The organism is Jeotgalicoccus coquinae (assembly GCF_014207425.1).
Taxonomy (GTDB): Bacteria; Bacillota; Bacilli; order Staphylococcales; family Salinicoccaceae; genus Jeotgalicoccus; species Jeotgalicoccus coquinae.
In genome coordinates this window covers 61,026-77,708 of the sequence record NZ_JACHFF010000001.1, presented here as the reverse complement: position 1 = coordinate 77,708, position 16,683 = coordinate 61,026, and the positions used below count along the sequence as shown (strand labels likewise).

16 protein-coding genes are annotated in these 16,683 nt (G+C 43.9%); 5 read left to right on the top strand and 11 right to left on the bottom strand.

The features are described 5' to 3' along the window. The 7 genes from HNR41_RS00415 to HNR41_RS00385 all read right to left on the bottom strand — a co-directional run bounded on the left by HNR41_RS00415 (window position 1) and on the right by HNR41_RS00385 (window position 8,475). The gene (locus tag HNR41_RS00415; protein WP_184280662.1) at window positions 1–474 is read right to left on the bottom strand and encodes a DUF1850 domain-containing protein; all 474 of its coding nucleotides are present in this window, start codon (window positions 472–474) and stop codon (window positions 1–3) included. Next, window positions 464–1,468: a TAXI family TRAP transporter solute-binding subunit gene (locus HNR41_RS00410; RefSeq protein WP_184280660.1), complete on the bottom strand. Its 1,005-nt coding sequence runs from the start codon at window positions 1,466–1,468 to the stop codon at window positions 464–466. The genes HNR41_RS00415 and HNR41_RS00410 overlap by 11 nt, the downstream gene beginning before the upstream one ends. A gap of 392 nt (window positions 1,469–1,860) precedes the next feature. Further along, complete coding sequence (locus HNR41_RS00405) at window positions 1,861–2,832, bottom strand: alpha/beta hydrolase (protein ID WP_184280659.1); 972 nt, start codon at window positions 2,830–2,832, stop codon at window positions 1,861–1,863. A 29-nt stretch (window positions 2,833–2,861) separates the two neighbouring features. Next, window positions 2,862–3,527 (bottom strand): DUF6320 domain-containing protein, encoded by a 666-nt coding sequence (locus HNR41_RS00400; protein WP_184280658.1) that lies wholly within the window; start codon window positions 3,525–3,527, stop codon window positions 2,862–2,864. Window positions 3,528–3,529: 2 nt separating this feature from the next. After that, on the bottom strand, window positions 3,530–4,804 hold the full coding sequence (locus HNR41_RS00395; protein ID WP_184280657.1) for an alcohol acetyltransferase: 1,275 nt from the start codon (window positions 4,802–4,804) through the stop codon (window positions 3,530–3,532). Window positions 4,805–5,063: 259 nt separating this feature from the next. Continuing rightward, on the bottom strand, window positions 5,064–6,746 hold the full coding sequence (locus tag HNR41_RS00390; RefSeq protein ID WP_184280656.1) for an ABC transporter substrate-binding protein: 1,683 nt from the start codon (window positions 6,744–6,746) through the stop codon (window positions 5,064–5,066). Window positions 6,747–6,792: 46 nt separating this feature from the next. Next, complete coding sequence (locus HNR41_RS00385; protein ID WP_229714941.1) at window positions 6,793–8,475, bottom strand: glutathione ABC transporter substrate-binding protein; 1,683 nt, start codon at window positions 8,473–8,475, stop codon at window positions 6,793–6,795. A gap of 305 nt (window positions 8,476–8,780) precedes the next feature. On the opposite strand from HNR41_RS00385, the gene HNR41_RS00380 reads away from it, so the two are divergent. Genes HNR41_RS00380 through HNR41_RS00360 form a run of 5 tightly spaced genes read left to right on the top strand, consistent with a single transcriptional unit; the run spans window position 8,781 to window position 13,000 of the window. Then, window positions 8,781–9,689, top strand: a complete 909-nt coding sequence (locus HNR41_RS00380) for an ABC transporter permease (RefSeq protein WP_184280655.1) — start codon at window positions 8,781–8,783, stop codon at window positions 9,687–9,689. Between the two features lie 12 nt (window positions 9,690–9,701). Beyond that, complete coding sequence (locus tag HNR41_RS00375; RefSeq protein WP_184280654.1) at window positions 9,702–10,622, top strand: ABC transporter permease; 921 nt, start codon at window positions 9,702–9,704, stop codon at window positions 10,620–10,622. A gap of 15 nt (window positions 10,623–10,637) precedes the next feature. Further along, window positions 10,638–11,645, top strand: coding sequence for an ABC transporter ATP-binding protein (locus HNR41_RS00370; protein WP_184280653.1), 1,008 nt, complete (start codon window positions 10,638–10,640; stop codon window positions 11,643–11,645). Further along, the gene (locus tag HNR41_RS00365; protein WP_184280652.1) at window positions 11,635–12,738 is read left to right on the top strand and encodes an ABC transporter ATP-binding protein; all 1,104 of its coding nucleotides are present in this window, start codon (window positions 11,635–11,637) and stop codon (window positions 12,736–12,738) included. The genes HNR41_RS00370 and HNR41_RS00365 overlap by 11 nt, the downstream gene beginning before the upstream one ends. Window positions 12,739–12,748: 10 nt before the next feature. Further along, a complete protein-coding gene (locus HNR41_RS00360; protein ID WP_184280650.1) occupies window positions 12,749–13,000 on the top strand; it encodes a hypothetical protein in 252 nt (83 codons plus the stop codon). A 464-nt stretch (window positions 13,001–13,464) separates the two neighbouring features. Here the strand turns inward: HNR41_RS00360 and HNR41_RS00355 are convergent, their stop codons facing one another. From HNR41_RS00355 to HNR41_RS00340, 4 genes are read right to left on the bottom strand one after another with little or no spacing between them, the layout of a single operon-like run. Continuing rightward, a complete protein-coding gene (locus tag HNR41_RS00355) occupies window positions 13,465–13,947 on the bottom strand; it encodes a DUF456 domain-containing protein (protein WP_184280649.1) in 483 nt (160 codons plus the stop codon). Next, a complete protein-coding gene (locus HNR41_RS00350) occupies window positions 13,947–15,152 on the bottom strand; it encodes a sugar efflux transporter (protein ID WP_184280648.1) in 1,206 nt (401 codons plus the stop codon). Before HNR41_RS00350 ends, HNR41_RS00355 begins: the two co-directional genes overlap by 1 nt. 15 nt (window positions 15,153–15,167) lie before the next feature. Continuing rightward, window positions 15,168–16,028, bottom strand: a complete 861-nt coding sequence (locus HNR41_RS00345) for a LysR family transcriptional regulator (RefSeq protein WP_184280647.1) — start codon at window positions 16,026–16,028, stop codon at window positions 15,168–15,170. A 45-nt stretch (window positions 16,029–16,073) separates the two neighbouring features. Continuing rightward, entirely contained in the window at window positions 16,074–16,610 is a 537-nt protein-coding gene (locus HNR41_RS00340; RefSeq protein WP_184280646.1) for a ribonuclease FAU-1 family protein, read from the bottom strand. Between the last annotated feature and the right edge of the window lie 73 nt (window positions 16,611–16,683).

Genomic DNA, 16,683 nt, shown 5'->3' with positions numbered 1-16,683 from the left:
TTAACCCCCCAGAATTTGTTTGATTAAAGGTACGTTTTCTACTGTAATTTCGACTGCAGTGTACGGTTCGTACATTTCATACAGCAAAACTTCTTCGTCATCCTGTACAATTTTCGTTTTGACATTTTCAGAGACATTCAGGTAAATATCCGGATACGGGTCGTTTATTACGTACTTCACGAAACCGTCATCCGTCATTTCAACCTGCTCATCCGAATCACTTGGCACACCGGCCCCAAACGTTTTGAAATGCGACTCTGTTAAAATAAAACTGTCATCTCCAATATCGTAAACTTCGAACCATTCTTCTTTTTCAACGGAATGAATCCAGTGAATTTCAAAAGTTTCCGGAGGCAGATAAAAATCCCCCGCCGCTTCTGCGTCAATTACAATCTTTTTTTGCGGTAACAAAAAGATGAAAAGGAGCACAACGAACATGCTCCCCATTATCATCCATTTTAATTTACTGCTCATCGTAATACTTTTGAGCTCCAGGGTGAATATCAATAACTGCACTGTCTTCTGCTGTTTCAACATTGATATCGTTCGCCGCCTGGTGGGCGTTGCCCAAACGTTCGAGGTTTTCAAACATGTACTTAGTTAAGTTATAAACATCATCTTCACTCATATCCGAACGGACAACGAGTGCGTTCATAATCGCAACAGTCGGCACCGCTTCTTCGTTACCGTAAGTATCTGCCGGAATTTCCATAGCTTCAAAGTAATCCGCATCTTCACTCAGCACATCCACAGCCTCCTGTTCGATTGGAACAATTTTGAGGTCTACTGAATTTTGAAGTTCCATTACAGATGCGTTAGGCAGTCCGCTCGTTAAGAACGCTGCATCAAGCTGTCCACCGCGCATTGCTTCAGAAGCTTCCGCGTAACCTAAGTAGTCGACTTCAATATCATCGTAAGTTATACCGTGAGCTTCCAGTACTGCACGTGTTGCGATTTCAACACCAGAGTTCTGGTCACCAACTGCTACGCGTTTACCTTTAAGATCTTCAACACTGTCCACTCCCGCACCGTCAGTTGAAATTAACTGAACAAAGTTAGGATAAAGAGCGGCTACCTGTTGAATGTTGTCTATTGGTTCTGAGAACGTCTCTTCACCATTAACAGCCTGCGTTAACGCATCACTCATAACAAATGACATTTCAACTTTTTCATCCGCCATTAAGTTTAAGTTCTCAGCAGAAGCACCAGTCGTCTGTGTTCTTGAGTTTACGCCAAACTCATTGCTGTAACCCTCTGCTAGCGTTGTTGCAATAATATTATACGGCCCTGAAGAACCGCCGGTAGCAATCGTAACGATATTCGTTTCAAGAGAAGCCCCATCCCCGGAACTCTCTTCACCTGCTGCTTCTTCTGTATCCGCAGCATCCCCGTCCCCCGAATCATCTCCACAGGCCGAAAGTACTAAAGTTGCACCCAGTAACATCGCTAAATACTTGTTAAATTTCATGATAAACCCCCTTCATATGTAATTAACTAGAAGTATAACAGAGTTATCCATTTATGAAAACGCTAACTTTTTTAATTTTCTAATAATTGATGATGGATTGTCACAACTTGAGGAAGTATGGTTGTTTTACAATGACAACGGTGGATGCCCGTCGTACCCCAGCACCCTTTAAAGTACGACAGCGAAACGCCGTTGTATTCCAACACCCTTTAAAGTACGACAGCGAAACACCGTCGTATTCCAGCACCCTTTAAAGTACGACAGCAAAACACCGTCGTATTCCAGCACCCTTTAAAGTACGACAGCGAAACGCCGTCGTACCCCAACCAATCCAACCACACCCCCATAAACAAAAAAGCAGAGCCGCGGCTCTGCTTTCTTCATATCAATACCTATTCAGCATAACTGATCAGTATTTCACCAATCTGTTTTCTCGCTTCAATGCCTTCTTTTATCGGATACAGCGGAAATACATGGTTCTGCATCTCATACTCGTAATATTCGTAGTCTGCTCCAGCCGTTTCAAGCAGCTGAACGTATTTACGTGCGTCGGGAAGTATAATTTCACGGGTTCCCACAATTAAATACAGTTTCGGCAAGCCGTTTAAATCTCCGAGCATCGGCGATACTTTATAGTAATCAGGATCTGCGTCACCTGACCAGATTTTCCCGATTATTTTCAGGTTATCCGGTTTAAGCATCGGCTCTACTGTTTCGTATGCTTCAATATCCGGATTGCCCAGCGTAATATCAAGCCAGGGTGAAATCACAATTTGTGCTTTCGGCATCGGCAGCTGTTCTTTTTTCAGCCACTGCACCAGTCCGAGTGTCAGCCCGCCGCCTGCCGAGTCTCCCATTATAATGATGTCGTCATTTTCACTGACAAGCTGTTTATATAATTCCTGAACCGGTTCGTATGCTTCGTCATACGTATGTTCCGGTGCTTTCGGATATATCGGCACGATAAATTCCGTTTCCGTTTCTTTCACGAGCTTGCTTATAAATCTCCAGTGAAAGACTGATGGCTGGTGTATATAACCGCCGCCGTGCAGATACAGTACCCGCTGCTTCCGCCTCTCAGTTTTAGGAGACACGACAAATACTTTCATGCCGTCCGATTCATAACTCTCAATATGCGATGTCACGACGCTCCTTGGAATTTCATACTCCTTACGGTTTTCTTCAGCATTATGATCAAGCATTTCATCGTCAACTTCAGCAATATCAAAGTTTGCGACTCTGATTAAATCTTCAGCGAGTTCACTGCCGATACTTCTTTTATTTACAAACAGTGCCCTGTAGATATACATAATGACACCGGATATTGCGGTGAACGCCGCCACACCTCTGAATAATGCTCTCATCTTATCCGTCCCTTTTATCTTCTATTGTATTAAAAATGAAATCGTCTGCCGAGCTGGGTCATCACTGACTGGTTGGCTACGAGCAGCATGACGATAAACGTCGCGACTCCGAATGATGCTGCGGATACGCTTGGCCACAGTACATCTGCGACACCTGATAAGTAAAGTATAAGCGGCAGAAATCCGAATCCTATCATCAGCAGCAGGAAGCTGATGTAGCCTGTCCAGTTCATGCGGACTTTCAGCATAATAATTGAAATCAGCATGATACCTGCAATAATGACAAACGGCACAACGTAATTGACCGACCACTGCATCGAACCTGACATGCCGTCGATAACGAGCAGCAGTATGGTCAGACTGATAACCTGTGCGGTTATTTTACCGCCGAGATGCGATGCTGACAGTATCGTATGGTTCAGCGACACGAGCAGATAAAAAATTGCGACTGCCACGTAGAACACCCACAGGAAGTGCGGCATCACAATTAAATTGATTGTAAAGCAGATCAGCGTTGCGAGTATGCCGCCGATGATTGCGAGTTTTGATACGCGTGCACGGGTTTTATATTCCTGCTGGTCATAAACAGGATATGCCCGGGTGTCTTCATCATTCCCGTTTTCACTCAGCACTTTGTGGCACAGCGGACACGTATTTTCCTCTGTAACGATTTCACATTCCGTGCATCTTTTCATCGCTACTCCCCCCATCCATTTGAAGATACTGTCACATCAAGTCCTGTCAGTCTTGTGATTTCTTTGAAAAATGTTCTTATAATTTCATTTTCCTCTATTGAACGTGAAAATGTAATGGTTAATTTATCGTTTACTGTTGCAGTGCCGCAGTTAATCGGACTTTTATTCGTCGGATAAAGTACGACATCCATCGAGTCCGCATACGGTCTCATCGATTCGGGCAGCTGTACGTTACCGAGATTTGATACCGTAATCGTTTTGGCACGTTCACCGAACTGATTAAAGGCAAAGCGCATCACCGGGTATTTAATGAACACCGGAACAATTCTAAGCCAGAGATGGCTCTGGAATGCGACAAACCGGTTAATACTTTCCTGCAGAAAGTTCTTATCGGTTTTTGTAATCAGCTGCTCTGTTACATGCTCGATAACTTCTTCAAGCGGTACATCATCGTTCATCTTCACACCGATATTCGATACCGAGAAAAAGTTACGGATTGAGACAGAGGGAAAATGTCTTCTGAGACTCACCGGCATCGCTACAGTGATCAGCGATGATTTGGATTTCACACGACGTTTTTCCATATGAATGACATTAATCAGCACACTCGTAATGAATCCAGTCAGTGAAGTCCCCTGTGATTTGGCATATGTATTGAGTGCTTTCGCATCAACAATACCCTGAATCACATTAATACCCGGCGGGTTTAATGACGTGCCTTTCAGCTGATATGCTTTCTTATCACTTGAAGCCGGATTTTTTACTGTTCGTGACGTCGCATATTTTTCGAAGCTGTCTTCTGTTTCTTCGCGTTTCGGTGTGTCATCCGGCAGCATAATATACGTGCCGTCTGCTTCAACCGGTTCGCCTTTTTGCGTTAAGTATTCGTAGATTAACGTTTTTAAAAACTCCGTTGCCCCGCCGCCGTCTGTCAGTGAATGGAATACTTCGACTGAAATACGCTTTTTAAAGTACAGTACACGGATTAAAAATGCATTGTTTTCTTTTCTGTCTATCGGTGCACATGGATAATCCGTTTCCTCTTTAACGAGCAGCACCTGATCATTCTGTTCGAGGAAATCCCAGAACAGTCCTTTTCGTACTCTTACTGTCAGCGTCGGGAACCGGAGTGCGACCGTGTCCAGCGCTTCCTGCAGAATTTTAGGATCAATCATTTCGTGCAGCGTCATCGATACACGGAACACCGCAGAGTTCGAAGCATTCGATACTGCATGAAAAATCTTCCCTGTATTATCTATTTTATACCACTGATCCATACTACTACCTCCGCCGTGCAATTTTCATATTACTTTGAAACCCAAAGAGATTCCTTTTTCTTTTTTATAATATCTGCTTATGAAATTCCCTCTTAAAATTATTTTATGCTTTATTAAAGTATAGCTGATTTACTTTTTCACGACTAAATTTTATACTCAAAATTAAGAAAAGGCTATTTTTTCTTTCCTCCGGGAAATTATAAATAAAAAACAGAAGCAAAACATACTATTGTAATAGCAGTTCCGCTTCTGTTTGATTCTATTCTCCCGTCTGCTCTTCCAGAGTCACCGTTCTGTAATCGGGTTTCGCCAGATGTCCTGTATCGAGATTACCGACTTCAGCACGTGCCGCATGAGCACTTGCTGCCTGTCTGATAAATATAGACGGCTGTTCTTCAACGAGTATTTCGTCAACCTGCTTATAAATCTCCGCACGTTTTTCTGTATCGGATTCTTCGCGTCCTGCTTCCAGCAGTTTATCGACTTCAGGATTATCGTAAAACGCACGGTTACCCGCCTGTCCTTTCATCGATGAGTGGAACAGCGGCCATAAGCCCTGATCCGGGTCGCCTACTGCGTTGGGCCAGCCGAGAATAAATAAATCCTGCTCTCCGTTTGAGATTGCCTCTAAGTAAGTCCCCCACTCAAGCTGTTCAACCTGCAGGTTAATCCCGATTTCCTTCAGCTCTTCCTGAAGCAATATTGCGATATCGATACGTTCCGGTACGTCGTTTGTCAGAATTTTAAGGTCGAGTCCGTCTTCGTAGCCCGCTTCCTTCATTAACTCTTTCGCACGTTCGGGGTCATGTCCAAGGTCAACGAGATCTTCGTTATACCCGAGAACTTCTTTTTGCAGTGCACCTTTCATCGTGCGGCCCTGTCCATAGTATACGCCGTCCATAATCGCTTCTTTGTCGACCATGTAGGCAATTGCCTGACGAACTCTCTTATCTTTAAGTGCACCTTTTTCTGTGTTCATACCGATGTACTCATTTGAAATATTGTAAATGCCGTCTTCAGTCTGCAGTTCCGGATTGCTTGCCAGTCTGTCCCACTGAGAGTTTTCAATACCGTAAATAAAGTGTGACTGTCCTGTTTCAAGTTCAGCGATACGCGCTGTTGATTCAGTCACCACTTTAAATGTCAGCGTATCGATTTTAGCCGGCTCCTGCCAGTAGTCATCAAAACGTTCAACCACAACTGATTCCCCCGGTGTTCTCGACTGGAACTTCATGTATCCTGTACCGACCGGTTTCTGTTCTATCACTGCACCGGTTTCCCCGCCGATTGCATTCGCTGTTTTCTCGAACTCTTCGCCGCCCTCAGCACGCAGCTCGTAATATTCCTCTGCTGTCATATCAAGTCCTGAATTATCGATTGCGTTCTGATAATCTTCATCGATGACTGCTTTTGAGACAATACCGCCCGCATCGTGCGCCAGATAGTTCGGCAGCGCTGCGAATGGATATTCAGTCACAATTTCAACAGTATGATCATCGATGACATTTATTTCAGAAATCATTTCAAAAATATTTGCACGTGATGACGCAACTGCCGGATCCACGATACGCTCGATGCTTGCTTTAAAAGCTTCCGCATTAAAATCTGTGCCGTCATGGAACTTCACATCATCTCTCAGATTGAATTGCCACGTCGTGTCATTGACCTGCTTGAAGTCCGACGCAAGTGTCATTTCCGGCTCCATATTTTCGTCTATATCAAATAACCCTTCATATAATACATCTCTTCGCTGATCGGAAGGCAGATCATTCTGCCCTGCCGGATCAAGCGATGAAGTATCACTCGCATATGATGCGATGAAATCTCCCCCTGAAGTATTTGTTTCCCCGTCTTCATCTGCAACTTCCACATTTGCATCACTCGTACATGCCGCAAGTCCCAGTGTCATTGCAGCGATTGTCAAACGTTTCAAATACTTCATATTATAATATCCCCCTGGATTAAGACTGAATTTTTATGATAAAACCCTATTGCTCATTAATAGTGACATTTCTGAAATCCGGTTTATTAAAGTGACTGATATATAATCCTTCCACTTCTGTGCGTGCTGCGTTTGCGCTCTGTGACTGTCTGATAAATACTGCCGGCTGTTCTTCGACGAGTATTTTATCGATTTCCTGATATATTTCTTTACGCTTTTCCTCATCTAATTCTCTCCGTCCCTGTTCGAGCAGTTCATCGACTTTTGCATTATCAAAAAATGAGCGGTTGCCGGGTGCGCCCTGCATCGAAGAATGGAACAATGGCCAGATGCCCTGATCAGGGTCGCCGACCGGGTTCGGCCAGCCTAAGATGAATAAATCATGTTCGCCGTTTGAGACTGCTTCCAGGTAAGCACCCCACTCAAGCTGTTCAATGTTTAATTTAATTCCGACTTCCTTCAGTTCTTCCTGCAGGTATATCGCAAGGTCGACACGTTCAGGTGTGTCGTTCGTCATAATATTCATTTCAAAGCCGTCGCCGTAACCCGCTTCTTCAAGCAGCTCTTTGGCACGTTCCGGATCGTATTCAAGATCTTCAAGGTCTTCGTTATATCCGAGAAGCTCTTCCTGCAGCGCGCCCTTCATCGTGCGGCCGACGCCGTAGTAAATGCCTTCCATTATCGTTTCCTTGTCGACCATGTGCCCGATTGCCTGGCGGACTCTCTTATCTTCGAGCGGTCCTTTTTGGGTATTCATGCCGACGTATTCATTTGAAAGGTTGTATACCGGATGAGTTTCCATTTCCGGATGTTCTTCAATGCGCTCCCACTGTCCGTTGTCGAAGCCCTGAATGAAGTGCGACTGTCCGCTTTCCAGTTCAGCGATGCGTGACGCATCTTCTGTCACGACTTTAAATGTAATCGTGTCGAGTTTCGCAGGCTCATCCCAATAATTATCAAAACGTTCAACAACTACGTTTTCACCTGGTGAACGGGACTGGAATTTCATATAGCCTGTACCGACGGGTTTCTGTTCAACAACAGTTCCCGTTGCACGGCCGACTGCGTCTGCTGTTTCTTCGTATTCTTTCCCGCCTGCTTCACGCTCTGCGTAAAACTCATCGAGTGTAATATTAAGTTCCGCTTCATCAATGGCATTCTGATAATCTTCATCGATTATTGCTTTAGATACCATGCCGCCTGCATCGTGTGCCAGATATTTCGGCAGCGGTGCAAATGGATATTCAGTTACGATTTCAACTGTGTAATCATCGATGACATTTACTTCTTCAATCATTTCGAAAATATTTGCACGTGATGATGCAACTGCCGGATCGACAATGCGTTCGATATTCGCTTTTACAGCTTCGGCCGTAAATTCAGTCCCGTCGTGAAATTCAACACCTTCTCGCAGATTGAACACCCACGTCGTGTCATCTGTCTGCTCGAAATCAGTCGCAAGACGCGGTTCCGGCTCCAGATCATCGTTTAAATATAAAAGTCCTTCATATATAACATTTCTGCGCTGATCCGACGGAAGGTCGTTCTGTCCTGCCGGGTCAAGTGACGATACGTCCGTTGCATATGAAGCAACCAGGTCTCCGCCTGATGATGCTTCTTCTGTGCTTCCTTCTCCATCCCCAACATCCACTTCGGAATCGTCCGTACAGGCAGCAAGCACAATGACCATTGCCGCCATTAATAGATATGTAAAATATTTTTTCGCCAATTTACAACCTCCGTTATTGTGATACTATCAATTCATAGTTTTCTCGTATGTATTGTAAATCAGATTATAGCACTAGGAATTGAAATGATGCAACATCTATTTTAAAGTTCACAATTTCCCGGAACCGTTGATACGTATAAGGAAACGCTTTCAATTACGTGGAGTTTTGTGAATATTGGCAGTAAAAAGTATAGACTAATACGTTTCATTCTTGTTATAGTCTATACAACGATGTATTATGAGTGAATATGTCTGTTATTTTTTGAGTAGTCTCAATATTTAGTATTAAGAGGGGGTTAAGTTGTATGTCAAATATACAACCAAGTCAGGTTCCAGCAACAAAACCTGCCAATCGTAGACTCGACAATTTCAAAGACTTCTATAAGAAGCTTCGAAAGAACAAAGCAGCACTCGTCGGCCTCTACGTATTGGTGTTTTTATTTTTTGTTTCAATCTTTGGCGCGCTGGACGCAAACTATAATATATTAGGCGTGAATTCAAACGCCACCAACCTTACTGATAAGCTGCTGGGTCCTTCGGCACAGTACTGGTTTGGTACGGATCACCTGGGACGCGATATCTTTTATCGTGTGCTTCACGGTATGTACATAACATTGGGTGTGGGTTTTGCAGCAACATTTATGGCTGCATTAGTAGGAGTGCCGATCGGTCTTTTGGCAGGTTACTACGGCGGATGGCTTGATACAGTCATCATGCGTTTAATGGACGTACTTCTTGCATTCCCTGGTATCTTACTTGCTCTTGCAATCGTAAGTGTACTTGGCGGAAGCACGTTTAACGTAACAGTTGCCATCGCAATCGGAGCACTGCCCCAGTTCGCACGTATTGTCCGCGGGTCAACGCTGACTACGCGCAAACTTGAATACATCGATGCTATCAGAGCATTGGGTGCACGCGACGGAAAAATTATATTCCAGCACATTCTGCCGAATATAATGTCGCCGATTATCGTTAACACAACTTTATTTGTCGCAACAGCGATTTTATCAGCAGCGGGTCTGTCTTTCCTAGGTTTAGGTGTACAGCCGCCGACTCCTGAGTGGGGAGCTATGCTTAACGACGGTCGTAACTACATGTATCAGGCAGCACACATTACGTTCTTCCCTGGTATGATGATCGTTATCGTAGTACTCGCATTTAACTTATTCGGGGACGGCTTGCGTGATGCGCTGGATCCGAAGGCCAAGAAATAGGAGGAGGATATCATGACAAAATTTATAATTCGCAGATTGTTTCAGCTTATTCCCGTTCTCCTCGGAGTTACGGTACTCGTTTTCAGTCTGATGCACCTCACTCCAGGTAACCCTGCCGTTATTATGGCCGGGGAAAGTGCGCCGGAAGCGACTGTAAAAGCGATTGAAGCAAGACTCGGGCTGAATGACCCGCTTTACGAGCAATATTTCAGGTTCTTAGGGAACGCGGCACAGCTGGACTTCGGTTCATCTATCCGTGACAACATTCCCGTCTTTAACCATATAAGCGCACGTTTCGCTATTACTCTAGAGTTATCTGTAATGGCTATGATCTTCAGTGTATTCTGGGGTCTGTTAGCTGGTATTATTTCTGCAGTAAGAAGATATACATTCGAAGACGTTGCAATGATGGTTGTTGCACTTTTCGGTCTCTCAATGCCAAACTTCTGGCTTGGGCTGATGTTAATCCAATGGTTTGCAATTGAATTCCAGATCTTTAAACCTACGGGCTGGGGCAGCCTTGAACAGAACGTCCTGCCGGTTATTACTCTCGGTACGGCCGGTGCTGCCATAATCGCACGTATGACACGAAGCAGCATGCTCGACGTAATTGATCAGGATTACATTAGAACTGCACGTGCCAAAGGTGTTAAAGAAGGTACAGTTATTTTACGCCACGCGCTTAAGAACGCGATGATTCCTGTAATTACTGTAATCGGTATTCAATTTGGTTCATTCCTTGCAGGTTCTGTATTAACAGAAAGTGTATTCGCGATAAACGGTCTCGGAAGATTGATCATCGATTCAATCCTTCAGCGTGACTTCCCTGTCGTTCAGGGTGCAATTCTTGTTATTGCAGTAGTATTCGTTATCGTTAACCTTGTTGTTGATATTACGTACAGACTGCTTAACAAACGGGTGGACTTAAACTAAGAAGGAGTGAAAATCATGTCAGAAGAAATGATTCTCGATATAAAAGATCTCCGCACTTCCTTCTTCGTTGATTCCAACGAAGTAAAGGCTGTCGACGGAGTGACATTCCAGGTTCCTAAAGGTAAAACTTTAGGTATCGTTGGAGAGAGTGGTTCAGGAAAAAGTATTTCTGCCCTCTCAGTATTAAGACTAATTGACCAGCCCGGTGAAATTATCGGGGGGAGCATTAAATATAAAGGTGAAGATTTAACAAAAGTTAAAAACTCACGTATGCGCCAGATCCGCGGTAACGAAATCTCAATGATTTTCCAGGAGCCTATGACGTCTCTTAACCCGACATTCACTATCGGACAGCAGCTTCGTGAATCTTATAAAATTCACGAAGGTCTCGGTAAAAAAGCCGGAACGCAGCGCGCGATTGAAATGCTTGAACTTGTTGGTATTCCTTCACCGGAAAAACGCGTTGACCAGTATCCGTTTGAATTATCCGGCGGTATGAGACAGCGCGTAATGATTGCGATGGCACTGGCCTGTAAGCCTGAGCTGCTAATCGCCGATGAGCCGACAACTGCACTGGACGTAACAATCCAGGCTCAGATTCTCGAACTGATAAAAGAACTTCAGGAAGAAATCGGCATGAGTGTTGTAATGATTACACACGACCTTGGTGTTGTTGCAGAGACATGTGATTATGTTGCTGTAATGTATGCCGGTAAAGTCGTTGAGTATGCTGATGTTTATACATTATTTGAAAACCCGAAACACCCTTATACAGTCGGTCTGCTGAATTCACTGCCGCGTCACGATAAAACGCAAGATGAACTTATTCCGATTAAAGGTAATGTACCTGCACCGAACGAGATGCCTACAGGCTGCCGTTTTGCACCCCGCTGCCCTTTCGCTTCGGATATATGCAACACGCTTCCTGAACTTGAAGATCTTGGAAACGGCAATGAAGTCAGATGCTGGATTCATACAGATCAGTGGGACGGAGACAAGGAGGTACAGTTAAATGCCAAGTAATCACTTATTAAATGTTGAAAACCTGGAGCAGCACTTCCCGATTAAAGGGGGCTTCTTAGGACGTACAGTCAATCACGTTAAAGCTGTCGACGGTATTACTTTCTCTATCGATAAAGGTGAAACTGTTGCAGTCGTTGGTGAGTCGGGCTGTGGTAAATCAACTACTGGCCGTGCCATCCTCCGTCTTGACGAGCCTACGGGCGGTAAAGTCGAATTCGAAGGACAGGACGTTCTTGCAATGTCCAAAGATGAAATGCGCAAGATGAGAAAAGATATGCAGATCATTTTCCAGGATCCATATGCATCGCTTAACCCGCGTAAAACTGTCAGACAGACATTATGGGAAGCGATGGATATTCAGAAAGTTGTCCCTCGCAGAGAGCGTAACGAACGAATTCTTGAATTAATGGAAACTGTTGGACTGCAGCGCCACCAGATCGACCGCTACCCGCACGAATTCTCGGGCGGACAGCGTCAGCGTATCGGTATTGCGCGTGCTCTGTCAGTTAATCCTAAACTTATCATCTGTGATGAGGCAGTATCTGCACTGGACGTATCAATCCAGGCACAGGTACTTAACCTGTTAAAGAGATTACAGCGCGAGCTTGGTTTAACTTATCTCTTTATCTCACATGACCTTGGTGTTGTCCGTCATATCGCTGACCGCATCATCGTAATGTACTTAGGTAAAATCGTTGAGGTCGGAGATACAGAAGAAATCTTTAATAACCCTCAGCACCCTTACACGAAGGCATTATTATCAGCAATCCCTGTACCGGATCCGCGCAAAAAATCAGAGCGGATTTTCCTGCGCGGCGACGTTCCGTCACCAATCGATCCGCCAACAGGCTGCCGATTCCATACAAGATGCCCGTTTGCGACAGACCTCTGCCGCACGGACTCACCGGAATTGGAGCAGAAAGACACTGAAACAGAAGGCTTCCATAAAGTTTCTTGTCACTTCGCATTAGACATCCAGAGAGGAAAACACGAACCGCAGTACGAAATGTACAACGTACGTAAAATACTCGATGACGAAGGCGAAGATGCAGCAACAGAAAGTGGAGAAGAATTTACAAAAACTGAAAAGTAGATGATGAAGAATGACACTGGAAGCTGTGAAAATAATAATAACGATACTGTTTATACTCGGTATTGCAGCAGTGCTGCTGTTGAAAAACGGCAACCTGAAATGGATTATCGGGCTTATAATTGCCCACTCCGTTATCATCTTTCTGATCCGCATGTTTATTGAAGATCAGAACTTCGTGAACTCCCTGTTGAGTATCGTATATTTTATTATTATCTCGGCAACTGCAGTGTTAGTATTCAGAGCTATGAAATATAATCAGTAATGATTGAATTGTGTTGTGTTGGAAGACCCCGCCATGTGCGGGGTCTTTTTTGGTTTGGTGGATGTTGGATTGGTCTTGGATGATTTGAAGCTCTATGAGAGGAGCTCATAGAAATCCAAACAGGTTTGAAGCTCGATGAGAGGGGCTCATAGAAATCCAAACAGATTTGAAGCTCTATGAGAGGGGCTCATAGAAATCCCAGCGGATTTGAAGCTCGATGAGAGGGGCTCATAGAAATCCAAACAGGTTTGAAGCTCGATGAGAGGAGTTCATAGAAATCCCAGCGGATTTGAAGCTCGATGAGAGGGGCTCATAGAATTCCCAACGGGTTTGAAGCTCGATGAGAGGGGCTCATAGAAATCCAAACAGGTTTGAAGCTCTATAAACACTTCCAACCATCACTTTCCTCCTCATTATCCCCATAAAAATACCCGCGCCTCATCCGAGGTGCGGGTTTTATCGTCCTAATATAAGAATACATCCAGCAGGAAGAATACAATCAGGAAGATATAAATAATCACATCGAAGATTGCGCTCGAAATGAATGCTAAAAACGAGCCTATCGATGCTTTAAATGCTTTGTTCATATCTTTTATTTCGATAAATTCCACTGCAAAAACGAAGATAAACGGTACGAATAATACACCGAATGGCGGGTAGACAAACATCCCGACGATTGCACCGATTATCGCTGCAAATTCACCTTTTTTGCTGCCTCCGAATTTCTTCACGAAGTAACTGTTTGCTGCAACGTCACTAATGAGAGCGACGAGTGTCAGTGCACCTGCGATAACCCAGAACATCCACGACAGTTCGTCGCCGATAAAGAAGTTATATACTAAAAAACCGACCCAGAACATGAGTACCGACGGCAGCACCGGATAAATAATTCCGGCAAATCCGAGTACAAATGATGCAATGACTATAAGCCATAAAATAATGTCCATCAAATTTCTCCTTTTCTGACTTCTTTCTTAGTAAAGAAGAACAGTATAAATGCGATAAATAAAAATGCGCCGCTGATGTAGAATGAGTTCTCTACACCGAGCGTATCGTTTGCGATACCGCCGAGCAAATTACCTACGAGCTGTCCGACAATCATTGCGTTTGCAAATAACGTCGATGCGTAACCCGGGAACTGAGGCAGCAGATCCTGGAAGTAGCTGATTCCAAGTCCTAAAAGTATCGCCAGAAATAATGCCAATGGCAGCTGGCCGATTAGCATCATCGTGTAGCTTTCAAATATTCCAATCGATAAAAAGTACATACTGCCGATGAATCCGGCAATTATCAGTAATGTCTTCGATGATACACGCGATGCGACATATCCCATAAAGATCATGAGCGGCACTTCAAGTCCCGCACACAGACTCGCAAGTATACCGACCGCACTGTCCGCTTCTCCTAAATACCCTGTAACAAACAGCGGCATATTGAGAAGATACATCCATTGTCCCACGTGCAGAAAGACAAAAGCAATAAATGGAATGAATAATCCCATATTGGTTAACAGATTCGGACTTTTCGGTTCTTCATAACTGGTTATTTCTATCGACTGTTCGACAGCCGGCGGATTCGAGTTTTTAATTAAGAAGCTCGACATAAACACAACTGCGAACATAATGACTGTTCCGAAAAACAGTCCTGTAAAGTCGTAACGTGCGAGTAAAATTGAACCGACGAGCGGGCCGAACAGGAAACCGAAACTGAACATCGAGCGCAATATCATGTTTGCCATAACTGCGATGCCGGAACGGTACTGGTTAATCGATTCGCGTGCAGATGCATAAAGCTGAGGCATTGCCGGAGCTCCAAGTGAAAAGAATATAATATAAGAAATAATAAGTATCCAGGTGTTCGGAATGATTAAGAAGCTTAAGAATGCCATAATCTGCATCAACAGGGCTGCGATAATTAAATACTTCCGGTCAAATTTCAGCCTGTCGCTGTATCGTCCCATAATCGTATTAACAAAGAAACTGCCGACAGCGGCCGAAGCCATAAATATACCGTAACCGGTTGAGGATAGCCCGTGGGTTTCCGTCATAAAAATAACGAGGAATGGTGCAGTTATTGCAACGGCCATTCCAAGCATAGTCATATTCGTTAAAAACAATTTATAATTCTGTATTTGAAATAAGTCTTTTATCATCATCATCCCCCGATTTTAGTTTCTGCTGATAATTGAATCTTTTTTAATTAAATCGATAAAAGACTCCACCTGCGGCAGCATCAGTACGCTCTTGTCGTAAGAAATGTAAGTGTCGCGTGTCAGCGGCTTGTCGCCGACAAGTACTTCTTCGATATGGTAGTTATCGAGGTCAAGTCCATCGAGCACAAGCTCAGGCAGCACCGTAATACCAACCTTTTTGCGTAGCAGTTCGCGGCACGTCGTAATCTGATCGACAAAAATCTGAGGTTCATACTTAATATTGAAGCGCGCTTCAAAATAGTTTTTAATATGGGTAATATAATCCGGGTCCGCCTGGAACTCTATAACAGCCAGATCTTCAAGTTCAACGTCTTTCGGAGTGACAAGGTAATGTTTATCGCTGTAAAGCAGTTCGTTTTCCTTATTTAATACACGGGACCCCCGTATGATTGATAAGTGGTAATCTCCCTGGTTCGCAATAATTTCCTTCGTCGAACCGACGTCGATTTTAACGTTAACATTCGGAAAATCACTTAAATATTTGGCCAGAATATCCGGCAGAATTGTATAACCGATTAGCGACGATACGCCGATTGATATTTTACCTTCAACCGCACCTTCATTCGCCGCAATATAATCTTTAACGAGGCGTTCTTCATCCACAACCTTTTTGGCATGTGCAATGATTCTTTCCCCGACACCTGTCGTATAAAGTGCCTTTTTCGTTCTGATAAAAATCTGTACGCCCCACTCGTCTTCAATTGACTTCAGACGCTGACTGACTGCCGGCTGTGATATGTACAGCTTTTCGGCTGCTTTACGCAATGTTTTCGCTTCGCTTAATGTTGCAAGTAAACGATAGTCATCTACTTTCACGACAATACCTCCAGTGAATAAGCCATCCTGATAAACCGGATGGCTCTACATTAATTTTTTAAGTTCTTTTAAGCACGCTGCCGCAAGTGTTTTAAACTGATCGAAATCTCTGTCGATTTCATCCATCAATTCGCGTGCGGTCTGATAAGCAAAATCTTTTTCTTTTGAACTGATAATTCCTTTTTTGAAGGCGCGTTTTATGTCCTCTTCATCTACGAGCTCATAACGTCCGTCCGGCAGCACCAGTACATCGAGATATAAATCCTGGCGCCGCGCTTTGCCGAGTTCCAATGTATGAGAATAGTTTATATCAAAATAATATTGTATTTCCTGCCATCTCTCATCGTACATGACAGTAATGCTGTAATTGCGTTTTTCAGGCAGGAGCTGCATCCATTTGAAATTATTGGCCACGACTAAGGTATCTTCCCCGACCACGGGAACGCTTAACGGTTCACGGACTTTATGCATATGAATCATACCCGCAAGGAACTTCTCACCTTGGATGGTAATGATCGTTTCATCATATTTTGAGCGCACCAGCCGCCGCCATTTTTTCTTATCCAGATACTTAGTTTTCATGGCATTCATCTCCTAAAGATAATTATACAAAAAAAAGAAAACAAAAGTATAGAGATAGGCATTATTTTTACCT

What these genes read in the sequence shown, in the direction of transcription:
- HNR41_RS00365 (WP_184280652.1), top strand. Translation starts at nt 11,635, where the DNA reads ATGCCAAGTAATCACTTATTAAATGTTGAAAACCTGGAGCAGCACTTC.
- HNR41_RS00370 (WP_184280653.1), top strand. Translation starts at nt 10,638, where the DNA reads ATGTCAGAAGAAATGATTCTCGATATAAAAGATCTCCGCACTTCCTTC.
- HNR41_RS00395 (WP_184280657.1), bottom strand. Translation starts at nt 4,804, where the DNA reads ATGGATCAGTGGTATAAAATAGATAATACAGGGAAGATTTTTCATGCA.
- HNR41_RS00375 (WP_184280654.1), top strand. Translation starts at nt 9,702, where the DNA reads ATGACAAAATTTATAATTCGCAGATTGTTTCAGCTTATTCCCGTTCTC.
- HNR41_RS00405 (WP_184280659.1), bottom strand. Translation starts at nt 2,832, where the DNA reads ATGAGAGCATTATTCAGAGGTGTGGCGGCGTTCACCGCAATATCCGGT.
- HNR41_RS00355 (WP_184280649.1), bottom strand. Translation starts at nt 13,947, where the DNA reads ATGGACATTATTTTATGGCTTATAGTCATTGCATCATTTGTACTCGGA.
- HNR41_RS00415 (WP_184280662.1), bottom strand. Translation starts at nt 474, where the DNA reads ATGAGCAGTAAATTAAAATGGATGATAATGGGGAGCATGTTCGTTGTG.
- HNR41_RS00350 (WP_184280648.1), bottom strand. Translation starts at nt 15,152, where the DNA reads ATGATAAAAGACTTATTTCAAATACAGAATTATAAATTGTTTTTAACG.
- HNR41_RS00340 (WP_184280646.1), bottom strand. Translation starts at nt 16,610, where the DNA reads ATGAAAACTAAGTATCTGGATAAGAAAAAATGGCGGCGGCTGGTGCGC.
- HNR41_RS00360 (WP_184280650.1), top strand. Translation starts at nt 12,749, where the DNA reads ATGACACTGGAAGCTGTGAAAATAATAATAACGATACTGTTTATACTC.
- HNR41_RS00380 (WP_184280655.1), top strand. Translation starts at nt 8,781, where the DNA reads ATGTCAAATATACAACCAAGTCAGGTTCCAGCAACAAAACCTGCCAAT.
- HNR41_RS00410 (WP_184280660.1), bottom strand. Translation starts at nt 1,468, where the DNA reads ATGAAATTTAACAAGTATTTAGCGATGTTACTGGGTGCAACTTTAGTA.
- HNR41_RS00390 (WP_184280656.1), bottom strand. Translation starts at nt 6,746, where the DNA reads ATGAAGTATTTGAAACGTTTGACAATCGCTGCAATGACACTGGGACTT.
- HNR41_RS00400 (WP_184280658.1), bottom strand. Translation starts at nt 3,527, where the DNA reads ATGAAAAGATGCACGGAATGTGAAATCGTTACAGAGGAAAATACGTGT.